The organism is Stenotrophomonas sp. YJH_SMC_37, assembly GCF_059370035.1.
Window position 1 is genome coordinate 286,600 of sequence record NZ_JCAFTG010000002.1, and the last position, 20,765, is coordinate 307,364.

Here is a 20,765-nt window from a genome sequence, read left to right on the forward strand (position 1 = left end):
GAATGATGTGACCGACTACTTCAAACAGCCTTGATCCAGATCAATGTATGAACAGGTGCCCCGGTTGATCGTATGCCAACCTGATGAAGACTGCGACCGCCGGCCGCAGGGGCGGGCTATTGCCTGCGCCTACAATGCCGTGTCTCCCCCGTTGCCCGTGAAGACCTCTTGAGCGCTGCCGAAACGACCCCTGACGGCCTGTCCCCGGAAGCTGAAACCGCCCGCCAGCGGCGTGTGCGCACGGCCTGGCTGGCCGACCTGGCACGCTCCGCCCGGGCCCGCCAGCGCCTGGCCGCGCTGTGCATCAGCCTGTCCGGCGCGCTGTTGATAGGCCAGGCTGCCGCCATCGCCTGGCTGGTGCAGCAGGTGCTGGTGGAGCGCGTGCCGCTGGCCTCGGGACTGCCAGCGCTGGGTGGGCTGGCGGTGATCCTGGTGCTGCGCACGCTGCTGGGCAGCGCCACCCAGGCGGCTGCCGGTGACGTGGCCGACGCCGCACGCCTGGCATTGCGCGAACGCGTGTTCGCACGCCTGCTGGGCCACGGCCCACTGTGGCTGCGCCAGCGCCGCACCGGCGAACTGGGCGAACTGATGCTGCATCACGGTGATGCGATCGAGAGCTATTACAGCGGCTTCCTGCCGGTGCGCACTGAAGTGGTGGTGGTGCCGCTGCTGATCCTGGCCGCTGTCGCCTGGGTCGACTGGGTGGTGGCGCTGATCCTGCTGTTCACTGCGCCGCTGGTGCCATTTTTCATGATGCTGGTGGGCTGGGGCGCCGAAGCGGCCGGCCGCGCGCAGCTGGGTGAGCTGGCACGCATGAGCGGCCATTTCGCCGACCGCATCAAGGGCCTGGGCCTGCTACGCCTGTATGGCCGCGGCGAAGCTGAGCTGGAGGGGATCGAGGCGGCTGCCGAAGGCGTGCGCGTGCGCACCCTGAAGGTTCTGCGCATCGCTTTCCTCTCGTCCACGGTGCTGGAATTCTTCGCCTCGGTGAGCGTGGCGATGGTGGCGCTGTACCTGGGCCTGAGCTATCTTGGCATGATGTCGCTGCATGCAGCGGTGCCGACGCTGGGTGCGGGGCTGTTCTGCCTGCTGCTGGCACCGGAATTCTATGCGCCGCTGCGACGACTGGCCGCGCATTACCATGATCGCGCCAATGCACTGGCCGCCGCCGCCGAAGTGGAGCGCCTGCTGCAGTCGCTGCCCGATGAGCAGGGCCTGATCGAGAACGAGGTTGCACCGCTGGCGGTGGAGCCGGCCGAGGCCGCCTTGCCGCCGCTGCAGGCACAAGGGCTGGTGCTGCGCCCGCTGGGCGCGCCGCAGGATGTGCTGCAGGATCTGGACCTGCGGCTGGAGCCGGGCCAGCGCCTGGCCCTGGTTGGTCCCAGCGGCTCCGGTAAAAGCACCCTGCTGGAAGCGCTGGCCGGCTGGCTGCCGCCGCGCGCCGGCAAGCTGCAGCTGCGTCCCGGTGTGCAGGTGGCCTATGCCAGCCAGCGCCCCTACCTGTTCCACGGCAGCATTGCCGACAACCTGCGCCTGGCCGATCCGGGTGCCAGCGATGCGCGTCTTCGTGCGGTGGCCGAGGCCGCGCAGGTGCTGCAGTTCGCACAGCGCCTGCCACTGGGCCTGGACACGGTGATCGGCGAACGTGGCTTCGGCCTGTCCGGCGGCGAAGCCCGTCGTATCGGCCTGGCCCGGTTGTTGCTGCGCGATCCGCAGGTGCTGCTGCTGGACGAACCCACCGCGTTCCTCGATGCCGATACCGAAGCGGCGCTTTTGCGCAGCCTGGCCGCCTATGCACGTGGCCGCAGCGTGGTGGTCGCCACCCACAGCCCGGCGGTGATCGCCTGGGCCGACCGTTGCCTGCTGTTGCCGGAAGGCCGCCTGGTCGAGCCGGCACAGGCGGTGCGCGCATGAGCCGTTCGCCTGATTCGCTGCGCGCGGTGTTCCTGCGCCATCGGCCGCGCCTGCTGCTCACCGTGCTGCTGCTGTGGACCACCATGCTGGCCGGCACCGCATTGCTAGGTCTGTCCGGTGGCTTCCTCACCGCCGCCGCGTTGGCTGGCGCGGCCGGCCTCGGCCAAGGCTTCAACTTCTTTTCACCGTCCGCTGGCATACGCGGGCTGACGATGGCGCGCATCGTGTCGCGCTATTTCGAGAAGCTGGTCGGCCACGACGCCACGCTGCGCATCGCCCGCGACCTGCGCGTGTGGTTCTTCCGCCGCGCGTTGCCGCTGGCACCCGCACGGTTGGGGGCTACGCGCACCGGCGACCTTCTGGCGCGCCTGCTCGGCGATATCGGTGAAGTGGACGGCCTGCTGGTGCGTGCGATCGGGCCGCTGGTGGCGTTGGGCGGATTGTCGCTGGTCGCGATCGTTTCGGCGGCACTGATCCTGCCGTCGGCTGCGGTGCTGATGGCGGTGCTGGCGCTGCTGATCGCCTTCGGCGTGCCGTGGCTGGGCGTGCGTGGCCATGACGACGAGGAGGCCGACCGTGCCGCGCATCGTGCCGCATTGCGTACCGCTGCATTCGAAGGGCTGGAAGGTGCGGGTGACCTGGCCGCGCTGCACGCCGATGCGGCCTGGCAGCTCAAGGTACGCGTAGCTGCCAAGCAGCTGGCCTCGCGTGATCGCCGCCGCCGCTGGCGCCTGATCGCGGCCTCGACGCTGCGCGGTCTGGTCGCCGGGCTGGGGCTGGTGGCGATGCTGGCATTGGCCCTGCATGCGGCCGAACAGCAGCGCATCGCGCCGGAGATGGCCGCGGGCCTGGTGTTCCTGACCGTGGCGTTGATCGAGCTGTGGGCCGGCATGGGCCTGGCCTGGCAGTCGCTGCAGTCCGGGCGCATTGCCGCCGAGCGGTTGCAGGCCATCGTCGAGCAACCGCCGACGGTGGACGATCCGCAGGCGCCGCAGCCGGTACCGCAGGCCGCGCGCGTACAGTGGGATGACGTGCATTTCCAGTGGCCCGGTGCGGCGCGGCCGGTGCTGTCCGGCCTGCATCTGACCCTGGCGCCGGGCGAGCGCATCGTGATTCGCGGCGACAGCGGCAGCGGCAAGACCACGCTGTCCAGCCTGCTGCTGCGGCTGTGGGATCCGCAGCAGGGACGGCTGACCTACGGTGGCCGCGATCTGCGTGATTTCGCCCAGGCTGACTGGCACCGGCAACTGGCGTGGCTGCCGCAGAACGCGCCGGTGTTTGCCGGCAGCGTGGCCGAGAACCTGCGCCTTGGTGATCCCGATGCCAGCGACGCCGCGTTGTGGGCGGTGCTGCGCCGCGTGCGTCTGGGCGAATGGGCCGAGCGCAACGGCGGCCTGCAGGCCTGGGTGGGCGAGAACGGCGCGACGATGTCAGCCGGCCAGGCGCGGCGGTTGGCACTGGCGCGCGCGCTGCTGCGCAATGCGCCGATCCTGCTGCTGGACGAACCGACCGAAGGCCTCGACGTAGATACCGCACGCGCGTTGTTGCAGGACCTTTCCGGGTTGCTGGACGGGCGCAGCCTGCTGATGATCACCCACGATGATCTGCCTCAAGGCGTGGTCGATACGCAGTACAGATTGCGCGACGGGGTGTTGGTCCGCGAACTTTGACCGATGCACATCCGCGCGTGGCGTGGATCTACTGTAGAGCCGAGCCCATGCTCGGCTGCCTCTGTACGGAGCCGAGCATGGGCTCGGCTCTACAGGTTGGTTACCGCGAGAACTCGCGCAGCATCACCGCGATCGAGGCCACGTTGGCCAGCACGCACAACCAGAACACCCACTGGAATGCGGCCTTGCGGTGCTTGTGGCGGAACAGCGCCTGGCCCAGCAGCGCGCCCGGCCAGCCACCGGCAAAGGCCAGCAGCTGCAGGGTGCGTTCGGGAATGCGCCACTGCTTTCGCTGCGCCGCGCGCTTGTCCTGGCCGTAGAGCGCGAACGACACCGCGCTGGCCAGCATGCACCAGCCACCCAGCCACAGCGGCAGCACACCGCTGACCATCAGCGCGATCAACGCACCGAACGCGGCGAGCGCCAGGTTGCGCTGCCAAGCCACTACAGCGCGTCGAGGAAGCCGCGCACGGCGGGGCCGAAACGATCGAAGTCGACCAGGAAGGCGTCGTGACCCTGCGGTGACTCCAATCCGATGAAATGGGCGTCAGCGCCTCCGGCACGCAGGCCATCGGCGACCTGTTGCTGCTGCTGCACCGGGAACAGGATGTCGGTGTTGGCGCCGATGGCCAGCGCCTTCTCCACCCGGATCTTCGCCAGCCCGGCCAGCACATCGCCATCGGCGTACTCGGCCAGGTCGAACCAGTCCATCGAGCGGCTCAGGTACAGATAGCAGTTGGGATCGAAGAATCGCACGAAGCGCCGTGCGTGGCCTTCCAGGTAACTTTCCACCTGGAATTCGAGGCCGAACGGATCGTCGTCGGTCTGGTCCGAATCCAGCCGCACGCGGCCAAAGCGGCCATCCCATTCCAGTGCCGAACGGTAGGTGATCACGCCCAGCTTGCGGGCCATGCGCATGCCGGACTCGGGATACGCGTCGTCGTCGTAGTGGCCGCCATTCCAGCGTGGATCAAGGCGGATCGCTTCGCGCTGCAGCGAGCGGATCGCGATGGAGAACGGCAGCGCCTGCGCACTGCCGGAAATGTTGACGTGGCTGCGCGCAATGCCCGGGTGCAGCATCAGCACGGCCAACGCGGTCATGCCGCCCATCGAGTTGCCGACCACGCAGGCCAGCTGCTCGATGCCCAGCGCACGCACGACTTCGATGGCGGCGCGCGCGCCGTCCTCGATGGACAGTTCGGGAAAGTCCAGGCGATACGGTTGGCCCGTGGCCGGGTTGAGCGAGGCCGGACCGGTCGAACCCTTGCAGCTGCCCAGCGAATTGACGCAAACCACGAACCAGCGATGGGTGTCGATCGGTTTGCCGGGGCCTAGCATCGCTTCCCACCAGCCGGGTGCAGGGTTGGCCTCGTTGGCCGCCGCATGCGCGTCCGGTGAAAGGCCGGTCACGATCAGGATTGCGTTGCTGGCGTCGGCCGCCAGTGTGCCCCAGGTCTCGTAGGCCACCCGTGCACCATGCAGGGCGCCACCGCGCTTGAACGGGAAGGGCGAGGGCAGGGCGTGGAAGCGGGTGCCGGGCGGGATGAATTCGGTCATGCACGCATTCTAGCGGGGCGGCCTGTGGAGCTGGCGACACGCTGGTTTCCAGCAGCGGGTGGACGCGGACCGGACCGTCGAATCCACGCATGGCGTGGATCTGCTGTAGAGCCGAGCCGATGCTCGGCTGGCGGGCGCCGGCAAGCCAATCGCAGCCGAGCGTGGGCTCGGCTCTACAAGTCAGGGAAACCGCAGTTCCACCACGCCTTCATGCGGCAGGCTTACCTTCACCGGAACGCTCTGCAGGTCGTCCTCGCTGCGGTTGGCGCTGCCGGTGCGTGAGATGCGTGCCAGCACTTCCACTTCGCGATGGGCCGACAGCGGTGCGGTTGGCATCGGACTGTCACCGTCGCCCAGCCCGACCGTGTCCGGGAATCCGCTCAGCGGCAGCTTGCGAGCGGCCACCGGCATCGGCGGGCCGCCGACGGCACGGGCCAGCACGAACACCTGGGTGCTGGCGGGCCACTCGTCGTTGTTCAGTGCCGGCAGCTGCACGCGCACCTGCAGCAGCGCCGGTGGCGCCGCAACGCCAGCATCGGGCGCATGGCCGGCGGCCTCGCGGGCAATCGCGATCTGCGCCTGCAACGCCTGCGCGGCACCCGGTTCCAGTCGCGGCAGCAGGCCGCTCCACACATCCGCGGCCTCGGCATTCTTTCCGCGTTGGCGCAGGGCGATGCCCAGCAGCCAGCTGGCGCGCTCGGCGTCAGGGGCCTGTGTACGTGCCTGCTGCAACCAGGCCATCGCGGTGTCATCGAACTGCTTGCCGGCATCAGCCTGCGCGCGCGCCTGCGCGGCTTCCACCAGCACGCCAGGATCATCCGGTGCCAATTCGGCGGCCTTCGCGAAGGCGTCTGCCGCAGCTGAGGCATTGCCCAGTTCTGCCTGCGAACGCCCGAGCAATGCCCAGCCATCGGCACGCTGAGGGTCGCGCTTCAGTGCATCCTGCAGGGCCTGCACGCCATCGCGCAGGGTGGCTACCGACGGCGTCGGCTGTACCTGTGCTGCACGCGGATCACCGACCAGCAGGTACAGGCAGGCACCGGCCACGCCCAGTGCGAACACGCCGACCACGAAACCGCGACGACCGTGGTGGCGCAACGGCCACAGCACCAGTGCTGCCATCAGCGCAGCAACCAGGCCGGCCAGCACCGGCAGCCAATGGTTCACCATTCGTCTCCTTCATCGGCCTTGCCGGCCGGCGCCGCGCCGAAGGTGCGTCCACGTCGGCGGACGATGCCCAGCACCACCAGTGCACCGGCGCCGAGCACCAGCAGGGGGCCACCCCACAGCAGCCAGGTGCCCGGCTGCAACGGTGGTTGATAGAGCACGAACTCACCGTAGCGGGCGACCAGGAACTGCTTGATCTGTGCGTCGTCGTGGCCCTGCTGCATCAACTGCAGCACCTCCCGGCGCAGGTCCTGGGCGATCTGCGCGTTGGAGTCGGCCAGCGACTGGTTCTGGCACTGCACGCAGCGCAGCTGCGCGGCCAGGTCATGGAAGCGGCGTTCCTCGGCACCATCGCGGAACTGCAGCGGCTGCGGATCGTGCAGCGGCTGCTTGGCCAGCGCGGCCAGCGGCAGCATCAGGAGCAGCAGCGCCAGCAGCCAGCGCATCGGCTCAGGGCGCCGTATGCAGGGTGTTGCCGGCACTGCCCTGGGCCTTCTCGATCTTCTCCAGTGCCGGGATCAGCTTCTCGTCGACCACGCGCTGGGTCATCGCTCCGCTGTACTTCCAGCGCACGATGCCACTGCCATCAACCAGGAAGGTTTCTGGCGCAGCGGTCACGCCCCAGTCGATCGCGGTGCGGCCCTCGACGTCACTGAGCACCACCATGAACGGGTTGCCCAGCTGCTCCAGCCAGTGCAGCGCGTCCTTCGGATCATCCTTCCAGTTGTAGCCGATCACGCGCACGCGCTTGCTTTCGGCAAAACGGGTCAGCACCGGGTGTTCCTCGCGGCAGGCCGCGCACCAGCTGCCCCATACGTTCAGCAGGTAGGGCGCACCGCGCAGGTCGTCGCTGCGCACGATCATCTCCGGATCGTGCAGCACCGGGAGCGCGAACGCGGGTGCCGGCTTGTCGATCAGCGCAGACGGCAGCACGTCGCGCTGCGGGTCACCCGATTTCATCACCCCGTAGATCATCAGCCCGAGCAGGCCGAAGAAGAACAGCACGCCGATCACGATGGCTACCGGCGGCAGCGGGCGGGAGGGGCGCGGGGCAGGGGACTCGGACATGGAAACTCCTACGGACGACGGAAACGGCGGTCAGCGGCGGCGATGAATCCGCCCAGGGCCATCAACAGCGCGCCCAGCCAGATCCAGCGCACGAACGGCTTGATGTGCACCCGTACCGCCCATGCATTGTTGCCCAGCGGCTCGCCCAATGCCACGTAGACATCGCCGTCGAAGCGTGCATCGATGCCGGCCTCGGTCATCACCTGGCCGCCGCTGGCGTACTGGCGCTTCTCCGGGTGCAGCAGGGCCAGTTCGCGGCCGTCGCGGAACACCCGCAGGTGACCGCGGTCGGCGATGAAATTGGGGCCTTCGCGATGGTCCACGCCCTCGAAGCGCACTTCGTAGCGACCGACCACCAGATGCTGGCCCGGTGCCAGCGCCACTTCACGCTGCACGTTCAGCGCTTCGACCAGCAGCGCGCCAGCCAGGAACACGGCGATGCCGGCGTGGGCGACGATCATGCCGAGCATCTCGGCGGTGAAGCGGCCATTGCCGCGCAGGCGCTGCCAGACGAAGCGTGCGGTGCCGAGTGCGACCCAGGCCGCAGCGGCGACGCCGATGCCGGCCTTCCAGCCGTTCTGCGGCGCCTGCCACCAGGCCAGCGCGCCCAGCAGCACGGCCAGCCCCAGCCATGGCGCCAGCAGCGCGAATGCACGCGAAGTTTGGTCGCGCTGCCACTTCACCAGCGGGCCGAACGGCAGCAGCAGGATCATCGGCGCCATCAGCAGCAGGAACAGACTGCCGAAGTAGGGCGGGCCGACCGAGATCTTGCCCAGCGACAGCGCATCGGCCAGCAGCGGGTACAGCGTGCCGAGCAGGACCATCGCGCAGGCCGTGGCCAGCAGCAGGTTGTTGGCCAGCAGCAGGGTCTCGCGCGAGGCGGCGGTGAAGCCACGGCGCGGATCGTCGGCGTCCACGCTCAGCTGGCTGGCGCGCAGCGCGTACAGCAGCAGGCTGCCGCCGACCAGCACCGACAGGAACACCAGGATGAACAGGCCACGCGACGGATCGGCGGCGAACGAATGCACGCTGGTCAGCACACCGGAGCGCACCAGGAAGGTCCCGAGCAGCGACAGCGCGAAGGCCGCGATCGCCAGCAGCAGGGTCCAACTGCCGAACGTGCCGCGCTTTTCAGTGACGGCCTGCGAATGGATCAATGCCGCACCGACCAGCCATGGCATGAAGCTGGCGTTCTCCACCGGGTCCCAGAACCACCAGCCACCCCAGCCCAGCTCGTAGTAGGCCCACCAGCTGCCCAGCGCGATGCCAAGAGTCAGGAAGCCCCAGGCGACGTTGGTCCAGGGCCGCGTGCAGCGCAGCCAGCGGGCGTCGACGCGGCCTTCCAGCAGCGCGGCCACCGCGAACGCGAACGGCACCGCGAAACCCACGTAACCGATGTACAGCATCGGCGGATGGATGATCAGCCCCGGGTCCTGCAGCAGCGGGTTGAGGTCGCGGCCTTCCAGCGGTGCCGGGTTCAGGCGCAGGAACGGATTGGAGGTGAAGATCAGGAAGGCGAGAAAGCCGACGCTGACAATGCCCATCACCGCCAGTACGCGCGCCTGCACCGGTGCTGGCAGGTGCCGCGAGAACAGCGCCACCGCGCCGGTCCACAATGCCAGCACCAGCGCCCACATCAGCAGCGAGCCCTCATGCGCACCCCACACCGCCGAATAGCGGTAGATCATCGGCAGCAGCGAATTGGAGTTCTCGGCCACGTAGCGCACCGAGAAATCCTGCTGCACGAACGCGGCGGTCAGCACCGCGAACGCGCCGGCCAACAGCAGCAGCTGCGCGAAGGCGGCCGGCCGTGCCACTGCCATCCATGCCGCGTTGTTGCGATGCGCACCGACCAGCGGCAGGCCGGCCTGCAGCAGCGAGGCCAGCAACGCACACAACAGCAGGATCTGACCCAGTTCGGGCAGCACTCAGCGCACCTCGGGGGCCGTCACCGGCACGTCGTGCCTACGATGGGCATCGCCCATCTTGTCGGCCACTTCCTTCGGCACGTACTTCTCATCGTGCTTGGCCAGCACTTCGTCGGCGACGAAGACACCGTCCTGCAGGCGGCCACTGGCGACCACCGCGGTGCCTTCGGCGAACATGTCCGGCAGGATCCGCGAGGTGGCCACCGCCAGCTGTGCATCGCCGTCGGTCACTTCGAAGCGCGCCTCCAGCGAGCCGACCGGGCGGTTGAAGGAGCCCTTCACCACCATGCCGCCCAAGCGGAAGCGCGACTGCGCATCGACATCGCCGCGCAGCACTTCCGAAGGGGTGTACAGGTAGGCGATGTTGCGCTCCAGTGCCATCGCCACCAGCGCGGTGGCCAGGCCGGAGGCGAGCAGTGCCAGCAATACCCAGGCCAGGCGGCGGCGTTGTACCGGCGTCATCGTTCCAGCTCCGTCGACAGCGGCGTCGCTGCGTCCTGCCTGCCCGCCCGGGTCTGCTGGCGTTGCTGGCGGGCCAGTGCCAGCCGGCGTGCCACGCGCAGTCGCAGCCACGAACCGATGGCATCGGCGCCGAGCACCAGTACGAACACGGCGTAGGCGCCGATCACATAGGGAAGGTGGGTCATGGCTGGGCCTCCGGGACAGGGCGTTCGGCACCGACACGTCCACCGACCCAGGCCTTGCCGGCCTCGCGGTCGAGATTGTCAGAGCGCGCCTTGGCCAGCACCGAACCGGCAAACCAGAACTTGGTGCCGATCACCATCCACCACAGCGGCGCGATCATCGCGCTGCTGATCGCCGATTCACCGAACACGTTGATGGACTGGCGCTGGTGCAGGCCGCCCCACCAGTCCACCGAATAGCGGATCACTGGCAGCAGGCTGACACCGACGATGGCCAGCAGGCCGGCCGCGCGTGCGGCGCTGCGGCGGTCCTCGATGGCGTGGTACAGGCCGATCACGCCCAGGTACAGGAACAGCAGCACCAGCTCGCTGGTCATGCGCGGGTCCCAGTCCCACCAGGTGCCCCAGGTGCCCTTGCCCCAGATGCTGCCGGTCAGCAGGGTGATCAGGGTGAAACCGGCGCCCATCGGCGCGCAGGCCATGGCCAGGATCTCGCAGACCTTGATCCGCCAGATCAGCGCGATGGCCGCGTACAGCGCCATCAGTGCGAACACGAACAGGCTCATCCAGGCACTGGGGACGTGGATGTAGAGGATGCGGAAACTGTCCAGCTGCTTGGCTTCCGGCGGAACCACCAGCAGCGCCTGCCACATGCCGACCAGCAGCACCGGCACTGCGGCGAGGTAGAACACCCGCGACCAGCGGGCGGCGAAACGGTCGAACGTGGGAGGCGAACCGAGTTGGTGGAACCAGCGGACAATCGGATTCATGCGTGGCGGCTATCCAGCAGGGGTGGATTGGCTCTCAGCTCGGTCAACTCAGAGAAATACGTATTGCAGCAGCAGTGGCCAGCGGAGCCAGCACCAGCGCGACCAGCAGGCCAGCGCCCAGCATCAGCAGCGCACCGACCGGATCCTGCCCGCGCCCGGCTGCCGCCAGGCTGCCTGCGCCGAACACCAGCACGGGCACGTACAGCGGCAACGACAGCAACGCCACGAGAATACCAGAGCGCCGGATGCCGACGGTCAGTGCAGCGACCACGCCACCGATCAGGCTCAGCAGCGGCGTTCCCAGCAGCAACGATGCCAGCAACATCGGCAGCTGGTCATGCGGCAGATGCAGCATTTCGGCCAGCAGCGGGCTGACCACGATCAACGGCAGGGCGGTGGTGGCCCAGTGCAGCAGCACGCGTACCAGCACCAGCCAGGCCAGCGGCACCGGCGCCAGCAGCCATTGTTCCAACGAGCCGTCTTCGGCATCGGAACGGAACAGCGAATCCAGCGACAGCTGTCCCGCCAGCAGCACGGCCAGCCACAGCACCGCGCCGGCGGTGGCGGCCAGCAGCTGTGGCTCGCGGCCCTGCGCCAGCGCGAACAGCACCACCACCAGCACCGCGAACAGCAGCGATTGCAGCGCGTCGCCGCGGCGGCGCCAGAGCAGGCGCAGGTCGCGCTTGAGCAGGGCGCCTGCGGTCTGCCACAGGCCCGGTTCGGTACCCGGCGCGATCATGCGGCACCGCCGAGGTCGAGCTGGCGGGTACGCACCGGCGGTGCGGCATAGGCGCCGTGGGTGGTGACCAGCGCAGCGCCACCGGCGCGCAGGTGCGCCGAAATCATCCGGTTGACCAGGGTGATGCCCTCCAGGTCGAGGTTGGCATAGGGCTCGTCCAGCAGCCACAGCGGCGCCGGCGACAGCCAGATGCGCGCCAGTGCCAGCCGCCGCCTCTGCCCGGCCGACAGATGCCGCACCAGGGTGTCCTCGTAGCCGGCCAGGCCGACGATCGCCAGTGCGTTGCCGGGCATCTGCCGGGCACGCCGGCCATGCAGGCCGCACAGGAAGTGCAGGTTCTCCAGCGTACCGAGGTCCGGCTTCAGCGCCGGCAGGTGGCTGAGATAGGCCACGTAGCGCGCACGCTCGGCGTTGCTGGCGGGCTTGCCGTCGATCCGCACCTGGCCGGCGCCGGGCCGGGCCAGGCCGGCCAGCACGCGCAGCAGGGTGGTCTTGCCGGCGCCATTGCCACCCTGCACCAGCAGTGCCTCGCCGGCGTCCACATGGAAGTCCAGCGGGCCGAACACCGGCTCGTCATTGCGGGAGAAGCTCAGGCCGCTGGCGGCCAGCAATGCAGGGGTGTTCAAGGGGCAGGGGTCTTCATGCCGGAGTGCGATGGCAATTGTAGCGGTGAATTCACATGGTAGTGCCGGCCGCTGGCCGGCAATTTCGCCATCTGCCAGCCGAGGTTGCCGGTCAGCGGCCGGCACTACCGACGCGCGGATTGCGTAAACTCGGGGGCCCTTGTTCTCCACAGTCCAGGCCGATGCAACCCACCACCAAGCTGCCCAAGGTCGGTACCACGATCTTCACCGTGATGTCCCAGCTCGCTGCCGAACATGGCGCGGTCAACCTGGGCCAGGGGTTCCCGGACTTTTCCGCGCCGCAGCGCCTGATCGATGAAACGGCCAAGGCGATGGCTGCCGGCCTCAACCAGTACCCGCCGATGACCGGCGTGGCGCCGCTGCGCCAGGCCATCGCACAGAAGTCGCTGGACCTGTACGGCGCCACCATTGATCCGGACACCGAAATCACCGTCACCAGTGGCGCCACCGAGGCCATCTTCAATGCCATCCACGCGGTGGTGCGCGCCGGCGAGGAAGTCATCGTGCTCGACCCGGCCTATGACTGCTACGAGCCGGCGATCGAGCTTGCCGGTGCCAAGGCCGTGCACGTGCCGCTGGACCCGCAGACCTTCGCTGTGGACTGGGACCGCGTGCGCGCGGCAATCACCCCGCGCACCCGCATGCTGATGGTCAACACCCCGCACAATCCGTCCGGTGCGATGCTGGACGAGGCTGACATGCAGGCGCTGGCCGAGCTGCTGCGCGGCACGCAGATCTACCTGGTCTCCGATGAGGTGTACGAGCACATCATCTACGACGGTCGCCGCCATGAGTCGGCGCTGCGCTATCCCGAACTGCGCGAGCGCACCTTCGTTATCTCCAGCTTCGGCAAGACCTACCACTGCACCGGCTGGAAGATCGGCTACGCCGTGGCGCCGCCATTGCTGACCGCCGAGTTCCGCAAGGTGCACCAGTACAACACGTTCACCAGCTTCGGCCCGGCCCAGTACGGCTTCGCCGCGATGATCCGCGACGAACCCGAACACCACCTGGAACTGGGCGCGTTCTACCAAGCCAAGCGCGACCGTTTCCGCGAGCAGCTGACCGGTACCCGCCTGAAGGCGCTGCCGGTCCCGGGCGGCTACTTCCAGCTGGTCGACTACTCGGCCATCAGCGACCTGCCGGACCATGAGTTCGTGAAGTGGCTGACCATCGAGAAGGGCGTGACCGCCATCCCGCTGTCGCCGTTCTACGAGACGCCGCCGGCCGGCCAGCGCCTGGTGCGCCTGTGCTTTGCGAAGAATGAAGCAACGATGGACGCGGCGATCGAACGCCTGCGCCTGCTCTGAGCGGAGGCGTGAACATGCAGGACCTGCGCATTTCCCTCGTCCAGGGTGACACCCGCTGGCACGATCCGGCCGGCAACCGCGCCTACTACGGCGCGCTGCTCGCACCGCTGGCCGGCACCACCGACCTGGTGATCCTGCCGGAGACCTTCACCAGTGGCTTCTCCAATGACGCCATTGCCCAGGCCGAAGGCATGGACGGCCCGACCGTGGCCTGGGCGCGCGAACAGGCCCGGGCCCTGGGTGCGGCGGTGATCGGCAGCGTGCAGCTGCGCGACGGCGAGGGCGTGTACAACCGCCTGCTGTTCGCCACCCCCGATGGCAACCTGCAGTACTACGACAAGCGCCACCTGTTCCGTTACGGCGGCGAGCACGAGCGCTATGCCGCTGGCCGTGAGCGCCTGAGCGTGGAATGGAAGGGCTGGCGGATCAATCCGCAGGTCTGCTACGACCTGCGCTTCCCGGTGTTCTGCCGCAACCGCTACAACGTCGAACGCCCGCAGCAGCTGGATTTCGACCTGCAGATCTTCGTGGCCAACTGGCCGTCGGCGCGCGCCTATGCGTGGAAGACCCTGCTGCGTGCGCGCGCGATCGAGAACCTGTGCTTCGTGGCGGCGGTAAACCGCGTCGGCGTGGACGGCAACCAGCTGCACTACGCCGGCGACAGCGCGGTGATCGACTTCCTCGGCCAGCCGCAGGTGGAGATCCGCGAACGCGAACAGGTGGTGACCACCACCATTTCGGCCGAAGCACTGGCCGCACATCGTGCGCGCTTCCCGGCGATGCTCGATGCCGATGCCTTTCGCCTGGACGAACAGGCCTGAGCCACGGCCTGAACACCGCCGCACCAGCGCGCGCGCCTGCATCCAATCTGCACGCGCGCGCTGCTAGATTCGCCGGCAGTCCGACCGAACTGGAAGTGCCGCCATGAACAAGCCTCTCGCCCTGCTGCTGGCCCTGTCTGCTGCAACGCTGGCCCCAGCTGCACACGCCGCCGGCAATCTCGATTGCCAGCTGCGCTACAACCTGTCCGGTTGGTCGCTGATCTACAAGACCGCTTCCGGCACCGGCACGGTCACCTGCAGCAATGGCGCCAGCATGCCGGTGCGTATCGAAGTGAAGGGCGGGGGCCTGACCGTGGGCAAGTCGAAGATCACCAATGGGCGTGGCAGCTTCACCGGTGCGGTCAGCGTCAACGAACTGCTGGGTACCTACGCGTCGGTGGGTGCGCATGCGGGTGCGGTGAAATCCAGCAACGCGCAGGTGATGACCAAGGGCGACATCTCGCTGGCCCTGTCCGGTACCGGCAAGGGCTGGGACCTGGGCGTGGACGGCGCCGCCTTCACCATCAGCCGGCGCTGAGGCGCGTCGGCTGGGCAGTTCCCCAGCTGATGCGGATGTAGTGCTGTTCGGAATCGCTCAACAGCCGTTCGACATCGAAACCATTTTTCAGCAATTGTGCGACCGCGTCTTCGACGAGCTGCTCGCTGGCCATTACCTGGCTGAAGCCGAACACGATGTAGCGACGGCCATTTTCCGAGCCGGCCTGGATGGCGTTGTCGAGGTCGCGGTAGAACAGTTCGATCGGGCGCTTGGCGGCGTCAGCGTTGGCGCGGGCCTGTTCGGCGGTGATGGTGATCATGGGCATCGGTCTTGTGTGGGAAAGCGCGCACGATAGCCAGCGAATCAAAGCCGTTCCCGGAAGCCGCGCACAGTGCGCTGTTTTTGCAGCAATTCCTAGGTCGCAGCGGGACGCCGCCGCTGCAGCCAGAAGGCCAGCAGGCCACACACGATGAGCGTCGGGGCCAGCAGCTGCACTGCACCGACCAACGCCATTGCCGCACCCATCAACAGGTAGTAGAGCAGGCCGAACAGTGCGCCTGCGCTGCCAAGACAATGTGGGTAGCCGCGCAGGGCCTGGCCCAGCACATTGGGAATGGCAAGGCCGAAGCCCGTCACCACCGGCACCATCGCCGCGACCACGGCAGGGTGATCATGCAGCAGCGCAGCCAGCAGGCCTCCCGTCAGGACCAGGCCTGCGGCGGTGCGGATGCGCGTGGCCGCGGCGACGCCGGCACGCAACAGGCGTCCATTGCCCCATGCACCCAGTGCCGAGCCCAGTGCCAGCAACGCGCCGCTGGCGCCGAACCAGGCGGCGGGCCAGTGCAGGCGCGCAAATACGAAAGGACCGAGCGCGTACCAGCTGTACATCGCTACGTTGAAAGCCATCACCAGCAATGCGTGTGACCAGATCCAGCGATCGCACAGCAGTTGCCGCAGCAGCGGCAGCATGGGCGTGTGCGGGATATGTGCAGGGCGGCTTTCGCGCAGGCCAGCCAGGCATGCGACTGCCAGCACGGCAGCGGTCAGCAGCAGGCCGGACTGTACGCCGACATAGCCATGGACGGCGACCAGCAGCGTGCCCAGTGCAAGGCCGATGGCCGGGCTCAGGGCCAGGGCCATGCCGATCCAGGAGAATGCCTGCGCCAACGCGGGTCCCTGCAGGTGGTCGCGCAGCACGGTCTGGGTGACCACCGAAGCGGCGGCGGCGCCAACCGCGGCCAGCGCTTGGGCCAGCAACACCTGGCCGAAGCTACCAGCGAGCAGGCCGCCCAGTGCAGCCACGGCAAAGACGCCCAAGCCACATAGAAGGGCCGGGCGACGACCGATACGATCGGCCAGGCGCCCCCACAGCAGCACGCCTGCAGCGAAGCCGAACAGATACAGGCTCATGGCCTGGCTGGCGGTACCCGGCGGCAGGGCGAAGCGTTTGGCCAGATCGGCCGGGCCGGGCTGTACAGGGTCTGTGCCAACTGCGGAAACATCAGCAGTGCAATGGTGAGCAACAACAGGCGGCGCGACATGCGGGCGCTCCAGAAACGGGGCTGCGCATTGTGGTCGCGACTGCAATGACGCACCCTGTCTATCCTGTCATCGAATGTATGAAATCAGACATGGCCTGGTTGCAGCCGCACACGCACTTCGACGCCGATGCCTGGAGCGCTCCGGTGCTGGGGATCGCAGCCTCACTGGCGGATCACGACTCGGGTTGGCACCAGCATGCACGCGCGCAACTGCTCTACACCCGGCAGGGCTGCACGCGCCTCACCTACGGTGATCGCATCAGCCTGCTGCCGCCCGCGCGCGCCGCGTGGATTCCCGGTGGGCTACGCCATCGCGCGCAGATGCGCCAGGCGGTCGACTACCGTTCGTTGTACTTCGACGCCACCCTGTCAGCCCAGCTGCCCCGGCAACCAGCGATCATCGGCGTGGGGCCGCTGCTGCAGGCCTTGCTGGAGCCGATTGCGCAGGCGCCGTTCGACCATGACTGGCAGTCGCCGCGCGCGCACCACCAACTGGCGTTGTGCGTGCTGGAAATCGCTGCTGCACCGGTGGCGCCGATGGACCTGCCTTTGCCGCGTGATCCGCGCATTGCACGTTGCCTGCCGTTGGCCGAACAGCTGCCGCCCGAACTGCACGAACTGGCCACGCGTACCGGCCTGAGCGCGCGTACGGTTGGCCGGTTGATGCAACACGATACAGGCATGGGCTATCAGGCCTGGCGCCAGCAATGGCGCCTGATGCGGGCCATGGAGCTGCTGTTGCTCGGTCATCGCGTCGCGCATGTGGCCCAGGACACCGGCTTCTCCGCCGAGAGCCCGTTCATCGCCTTCTTCCGCGGCATGACCGGCACCACGCCCGCCGCGTTCCAGCGCCACGCAAAAGGGGACGGAGGGGATTAAGTCGCTTTCGCCCCTTTGATACAGGCCGTGGCAAAAACGACTTAATCCCCTCCGTCCCCTTTTCAAAGAAAAACCCCGGCCGGAGCCGGGGTTTTCATTTCAGTCGTGCCGGTGATCAGCCGCCGCGCGGGCCGCTGCGGCGCGGGCCGCCCGGTCCGCGGTTGCCACCGGGGCCGCCCGGACCACGGTTCCCACCCGGGCCGCCAGGGCCGCGATTGCCGCCCGGGCCACGGTTACCGCCGCCCGGACCACGACCGCCCGGACGCGCACCGTGCGCCGGCTTCGGGCTGCCGTAGGGGTTGAAGCCCGGCGTGGCGTGGTCGGACGGGAAGCTTGGGGCATTGCCCGGATGGCCGTACGGGTGCCTGTTGCCCTGGCCCTGCGAGCGGTTGCCGGCACCGGCCGGACGACCCTGGCCGCCTGCGCCGCCACGGCCTTCGCCGCCGAAACCGCCACGGCCCTGCCCGCCACCGGCGCCAGCACCCGGGCCCCTCGGCTTGCCGTACGGACGGCCCTGGCCGCCTGCACCCGGACCACGGGCACCGGGGCCGCGCGCGCCCGGACCGGCGTTGCGATGGCCGCTCGGGCCGGTGCTCACGCCATCCGGCACGTACCAGGTGCGGAATGCCGCAGGATTGCCTTCCGGCAGCGAGCGATCATTCTTCGGGGTGCGCTGCTTGAACGGCTTCTGCGACTGCTTGGCTGCTGCTTCACCGCTGACCGTCAGGCCGCCCTTGAAGCCGCCACCCTTGCCGCCGCGACCACGGCCGCGGTCTTCGCGGACGTTGTCGAAACGGCGCAGCTCGCGACCTTCGTCAGCGGTGTTGTGGCCATTGACGTAGGCATTGCCGCGGCCACCTTCGCGCACGCGCACGGTGGTCTTGGCGGCGCGGCGCTGGCCGATCACCGGCTGCAGCGTCAGCGCCGACGGTGCGCCTTCTTCCAGCTTCAGCTGCGCACGCAGCGCTTCCACCTGGGCGGTACCCAGTTCCACCGAATGGCCACGGGCCAGTTCGCGCGGCAGGCTAACCTTGCCGTAGCGGGTGCGCTTCAGGCGGCTGACCTGGCAACCCTGCGATTCCCACAGGCGGCGCACTTCGCGGTTGCGGCCTTCCTTCACCACGACGCGGAACCAGTCGTGCGAATCGGTGCCGCCGATGCGTTCGATCTCATCGAACTTGGCCGGACCGTCCTCCAGCGCGACGCCACGGCTGAGGCGGTCGACGATGGCGTCGGAGACCTTTTCCTCGCCTTCCGGCGCACGCACGCGCACCACGTACTCGCGCTCGACCTCGAACGACGGGTGCATCATGGCGTTGGCCAGTTCACCGTCGGTGGTGGCCAGCAGCAGGCCGGTGGTGTTGATGTCCAGGCGGCCGATGGCGATCCAGCGCGCGCCCTTCAGCGGCGGCAGCGATTCGAACACGGTCGGGCGGCCTTCGGGATCTTCGCGGGTGGTCACTTCGCCTTCAGGCTTGTTGTAGACCAGCACGCGCGACGGTTCGGACAGGGCGGTGGCGACGAAGCCGCGACCGTCCAGTTCGATCCTGTCGCCGCTCTTGACCGACATGCCGGTCTGCGCGACTTCACCGTTGACCTTGACCAGGCCCTCGGCGATGCGCTGTTCCAGCGCACGGCGCGAGCCGAGGCCGGCCTGGGCCAGCACCTTGTGCAGGCGCTCTTCCAGCTTGAACTGTTCGGAGGTGGCTTCGCGCTTCAGCGAGAGCTTGTTACGGGGGGTGTCACTCATCAGTTTTGCTCCGGCCGACGGTTTCGAGGTCGGCCTCTGGTTCGGAATCGGCTTGGTCAACAGCCACGGTCGTCATCGCGACGGCGTTGTCTTCGCGTTCGTTCAGGGGCACCGCGCGCTCGCCCGGCGCGGAATCGGGGTGCCCATCATCGAGGGGCGAAGGTGCTTGCTCATCGGTGGCCGACGCAGGCGCTGCATCGGCGGAATCGGGGGTGTCACTGCCGGCCAGGCCGGCGTCGTCGTTGGCGGCAGCGCCGTCGGCCGAGACGTCCGGACCGTCGGCGCCGGCAACGGCCGGAGCATCGCGGTCCAGCGCCAGCTGCGGTTCCAGCTCGCCCAGGTCCTTCAGTTCCGACAGCGGCGGCAGTTCGTCCAGCCGCTTCAGCCCGAAGTAGTCCAGGAAGCCCTTGGTGGTGCCGAACAGTGCCGGCTTGCCGGGCACGTCGCGGTGGCCGACCACGCGGATCCATTCGCGTTCTTCCAGTGCCTGGATGATGTTGCTGCTGACCGCCACGCCGCGCACCTGTTCGATCTCGCCGCGGGTGATCGGCTGCCGGTAGGCGATCAGCGCCAGGGTTTCCAGGGTGGCACGGGTGTAGCGGGTCTTGCGTTCGGTCCACAGCCGGCTGATCCAGCCATGCACTTCGCTGGTGACCTGGTAGCGGAAGCCCGAAGCGACCTCGACCAGTTCCACGCCGCGTCCTTCGCAGGCCTCGCGCAGCCGTTCCAGCGCACGTTCGATGCTGCCCGGCGGTGCGGGCTCATCTTCCGGGAACAGGTCCTTCAGCTGGGCCAGGGTGAGCGGCTGGCTGGAGGCCAGCAGGGCACCCTCGACAATGCGGTCGATCAGCGATTGGTCCATCGGCACTCAGCGCTCACTCATTGGCATTGGCGGCGTCGTTGTCGTCAAACTCGCTGCTGAACTGCAGCGGGGCGTTGGTGTTGCCGGCCGCCAGCGACTTGACGTAGATCGGCGCCAGCGGTTCTTCCTGGACGATGTCCAGCAGCTGTTCCTTGGCCAGCTCCAGCACCGCCAGGAACGTGACCAGCACGCCCAGCTTGCCTTCTTCGGCCGTGAACAGCCCTTCGAAGCGATAGAACCTGCCGTCTTCCAGGCGGCCGAGTACCTCGCCCATGCGTTGCCGCACGCTCAGTGCCTCGCGCTTGATGGCGTGGCCGCTGAACAGCTCGGCGCGCTTGAGCACGTCGTGCAAAGCCAGCAGCATTTCCTTCAGGTCCACCGGCGGCGGCAGCTTCACCGTGGCGCGTTCGGGCATGAAGGCATGCGCCACCGTGGTGTCGCGGTCCTGACGGGGCAGGGCGTCGATGTCCTCGGCGGCCTGCTTGAAACGTTCGTACTCCTGCAGCCGGCGCACCAGCTCGGCGCGCGGGTCGGCCTCATCGCCTTCCTCGCTGACCGGGCGCGGCAGCAGCATCCGCGACTTCACCTCGGCCAGGATCGCGGCCATCACCAGGTACTCGGCCGCCAGCTCGAAGCGCAGCTCGCGCATCACGGTGATGTATTCCACGTACTGCCGGGTGATCTCGGCGACGGGGATGTCCAGTACATCGAGGTTCTGGCGGCGGATCAGGTACAACAGCAGGTCCAGCGGGCCTTCGAAGGCATCCAGGATGACTTCCAGCGCGTCCGGCGGGATGTACAGGTCCTGCGGGATCTGCAGGACCGGTTGCCCATGCACCACGGCCAGCGGCATTTCCTGCTGCTGGGGGGCGGGCGGCCGGGTTGGCGGGTTCGCGTCAAGCGCGAGTTCGGAAGTCATCTAATGGACATCAGGATTGCAACGGACCAGTCGCGGCACCGGGTTCGCCGGGCCAACGCCACGGCGCCCCAGGGCACCAGACA

The 20,765-nt window shown here is 68.3% G+C and carries 21 protein-coding genes and 1 pseudogene; 6 read left to right on the plus strand and 16 right to left on the minus strand.

Annotated features, from left to right (window positions below; genetic code table 11):
• Positions 1 to 168: 168 nt before the first annotated feature.
• Complete coding sequence (cydD, locus tag AC5P8J_RS03830) at positions 169 to 1,914, plus strand: thiol reductant ABC exporter subunit CydD (protein WP_021204642.1); 1,746 nt, start codon at positions 169 to 171, stop codon at positions 1,912 to 1,914.
• Positions 1,911 to 3,584 carry a thiol reductant ABC exporter subunit CydC gene (gene cydC / locus AC5P8J_RS03835; RefSeq protein WP_495216618.1) on the plus strand — a complete coding sequence of 558 codons (1,674 nt, stop codon included), beginning with the start codon at positions 1,911 to 1,913 and terminating at the stop codon, positions 3,582 to 3,584. The genes cydD and cydC overlap by 4 nt, the downstream gene beginning before the upstream one ends.
• 100 nt (positions 3,585 to 3,684) lie before the next feature.
• Here the strand turns inward: cydC and AC5P8J_RS03840 are convergent, their stop codons facing one another.
• The 11 genes from AC5P8J_RS03840 to ccmA form a co-directional block, all read right to left on the minus strand.
• Positions 3,685 to 4,029 carry a DUF1294 domain-containing protein gene (locus tag AC5P8J_RS03840; RefSeq protein WP_021204644.1) on the minus strand — a complete coding sequence of 115 codons (345 nt, stop codon included), beginning with the start codon at positions 4,027 to 4,029 and terminating at the stop codon, positions 3,685 to 3,687.
• The gene (gene metX / locus AC5P8J_RS03845) at positions 4,029 to 5,141 is read right to left on the minus strand and encodes a homoserine O-acetyltransferase MetX (protein WP_021204645.1); all 1,113 of its coding nucleotides are present in this window, start codon (positions 5,139 to 5,141) and stop codon (positions 4,029 to 4,031) included. Before metX ends, AC5P8J_RS03840 begins: the two co-directional genes overlap by 1 nt.
• 180 nt (positions 5,142 to 5,321) lie before the next feature.
• Entirely contained in the window at positions 5,322 to 6,311 is a 990-nt protein-coding gene (locus tag AC5P8J_RS03850; RefSeq protein WP_495216619.1) for a tetratricopeptide repeat protein, read from the minus strand.
• Positions 6,305 to 6,754, minus strand: a complete 450-nt coding sequence (locus tag AC5P8J_RS03855) for a cytochrome c-type biogenesis protein (protein WP_483017392.1) — start codon at positions 6,752 to 6,754, stop codon at positions 6,305 to 6,307. Before AC5P8J_RS03855 ends, AC5P8J_RS03850 begins: the two co-directional genes overlap by 7 nt.
• A 4-nt stretch (positions 6,755 to 6,758) precedes the next feature.
• The gene (locus tag AC5P8J_RS03860) at positions 6,759 to 7,376 is read right to left on the minus strand and encodes a DsbE family thiol:disulfide interchange protein (protein WP_155029851.1); all 618 of its coding nucleotides are present in this window, start codon (positions 7,374 to 7,376) and stop codon (positions 6,759 to 6,761) included.
• 8 nt (positions 7,377 to 7,384) lie between these two features.
• Positions 7,385 to 9,304: a heme lyase CcmF/NrfE family subunit gene (locus AC5P8J_RS03865; RefSeq protein WP_495216620.1), complete on the minus strand. Its 1,920-nt coding sequence runs from the start codon at positions 9,302 to 9,304 to the stop codon at positions 7,385 to 7,387.
• On the minus strand, positions 9,305 to 9,766 hold the full coding sequence (ccmE, locus tag AC5P8J_RS03870; RefSeq protein ID WP_478427201.1) for a cytochrome c maturation protein CcmE: 462 nt from the start codon (positions 9,764 to 9,766) through the stop codon (positions 9,305 to 9,307).
• Positions 9,763 to 9,951 carry a heme exporter protein CcmD gene (gene ccmD / locus AC5P8J_RS03875; protein WP_019660476.1) on the minus strand — a complete coding sequence of 63 codons (189 nt, stop codon included), beginning with the start codon at positions 9,949 to 9,951 and terminating at the stop codon, positions 9,763 to 9,765. Before ccmD ends, ccmE begins: the two co-directional genes overlap by 4 nt.
• Positions 9,948 to 10,718 (minus strand): heme ABC transporter permease CcmC, encoded by a 771-nt coding sequence (gene ccmC, locus AC5P8J_RS03880; protein WP_019660475.1) that lies wholly within the window; start codon positions 10,716 to 10,718, stop codon positions 9,948 to 9,950. Before ccmC ends, ccmD begins: the two co-directional genes overlap by 4 nt.
• Before the next feature lie 43 nt (positions 10,719 to 10,761).
• A complete protein-coding gene (gene ccmB, locus AC5P8J_RS03885) occupies positions 10,762 to 11,457 on the minus strand; it encodes a heme exporter protein CcmB (protein WP_164144828.1) in 696 nt (231 codons plus the stop codon).
• A complete protein-coding gene (gene ccmA, locus AC5P8J_RS03890; protein WP_495216621.1) occupies positions 11,454 to 12,251 on the minus strand; it encodes a heme ABC exporter ATP-binding protein CcmA in 798 nt (265 codons plus the stop codon). The genes ccmB and ccmA overlap by 4 nt, the downstream gene beginning before the upstream one ends.
• Before the next feature lie 11 nt (positions 12,252 to 12,262).
• Here ccmA and AC5P8J_RS03895 point away from each other — a divergent pair, with 11 nt between their 5' ends.
• From AC5P8J_RS03895 to AC5P8J_RS03905, 3 genes are all read left to right on the plus strand, one after another.
• Positions 12,263 to 13,411, plus strand: a complete 1,149-nt coding sequence (locus tag AC5P8J_RS03895; protein ID WP_171952838.1) for a pyridoxal phosphate-dependent aminotransferase — start codon at positions 12,263 to 12,265, stop codon at positions 13,409 to 13,411.
• Positions 13,412 to 13,425: 14 nt separating this feature from the next.
• The gene (locus AC5P8J_RS03900; RefSeq protein ID WP_171952837.1) at positions 13,426 to 14,232 is read left to right on the plus strand and encodes an amidohydrolase; all 807 of its coding nucleotides are present in this window, start codon (positions 13,426 to 13,428) and stop codon (positions 14,230 to 14,232) included.
• A gap of 103 nt (positions 14,233 to 14,335) precedes the next feature.
• Entirely contained in the window at positions 14,336 to 14,770 is a 435-nt protein-coding gene (locus AC5P8J_RS03905; protein ID WP_019660471.1) for a hypothetical protein, read from the plus strand.
• Here the strand turns inward: AC5P8J_RS03905 and AC5P8J_RS03910 are convergent.
• A complete protein-coding gene (locus tag AC5P8J_RS03910; RefSeq protein ID WP_019660470.1) occupies positions 14,757 to 15,050 on the minus strand; it encodes a hypothetical protein in 294 nt (97 codons plus the stop codon). The two genes, AC5P8J_RS03905 and AC5P8J_RS03910, sit on opposite strands and share 14 nt — an antisense overlap.
• A 95-nt stretch (positions 15,051 to 15,145) precedes the next feature.
• A pseudogene (locus tag AC5P8J_RS03915) lies at positions 15,146 to 16,272 on the minus strand (MFS transporter).
• A gap of 90 nt (positions 16,273 to 16,362) precedes the next feature.
• Here AC5P8J_RS03915 and AC5P8J_RS03920 point away from each other — a divergent pair.
• Positions 16,363 to 17,151: an AraC family transcriptional regulator gene (locus AC5P8J_RS03920; protein WP_021203002.1), complete on the plus strand. Its 789-nt coding sequence runs from the start codon at positions 16,363 to 16,365 to the stop codon at positions 17,149 to 17,151.
• A gap of 115 nt (positions 17,152 to 17,266) precedes the next feature.
• On the opposite strand, the gene AC5P8J_RS03925 is transcribed toward AC5P8J_RS03920, so the two are convergent.
• Genes AC5P8J_RS03925 through AC5P8J_RS03935 form a run of 3 tightly spaced genes read right to left on the minus strand, consistent with a single transcriptional unit; the run spans position 17,267 to position 20,682 of the window.
• Complete coding sequence (locus AC5P8J_RS03925; protein ID WP_495216622.1) at positions 17,267 to 18,901, minus strand: pseudouridine synthase; 1,635 nt, start codon at positions 18,899 to 18,901, stop codon at positions 17,267 to 17,269.
• Positions 18,894 to 19,763 (minus strand): SMC-Scp complex subunit ScpB, encoded by an 870-nt coding sequence (gene scpB, locus AC5P8J_RS03930; RefSeq protein ID WP_019660466.1) that lies wholly within the window; start codon positions 19,761 to 19,763, stop codon positions 18,894 to 18,896. Before scpB ends, AC5P8J_RS03925 begins: the two co-directional genes overlap by 8 nt.
• Before the next feature lie 13 nt (positions 19,764 to 19,776).
• The gene (locus AC5P8J_RS03935) at positions 19,777 to 20,682 is read right to left on the minus strand and encodes a segregation and condensation protein A (RefSeq protein ID WP_019660465.1); all 906 of its coding nucleotides are present in this window, start codon (positions 20,680 to 20,682) and stop codon (positions 19,777 to 19,779) included.
• Between the last annotated feature and the right edge of the window lie 83 nt (positions 20,683 to 20,765).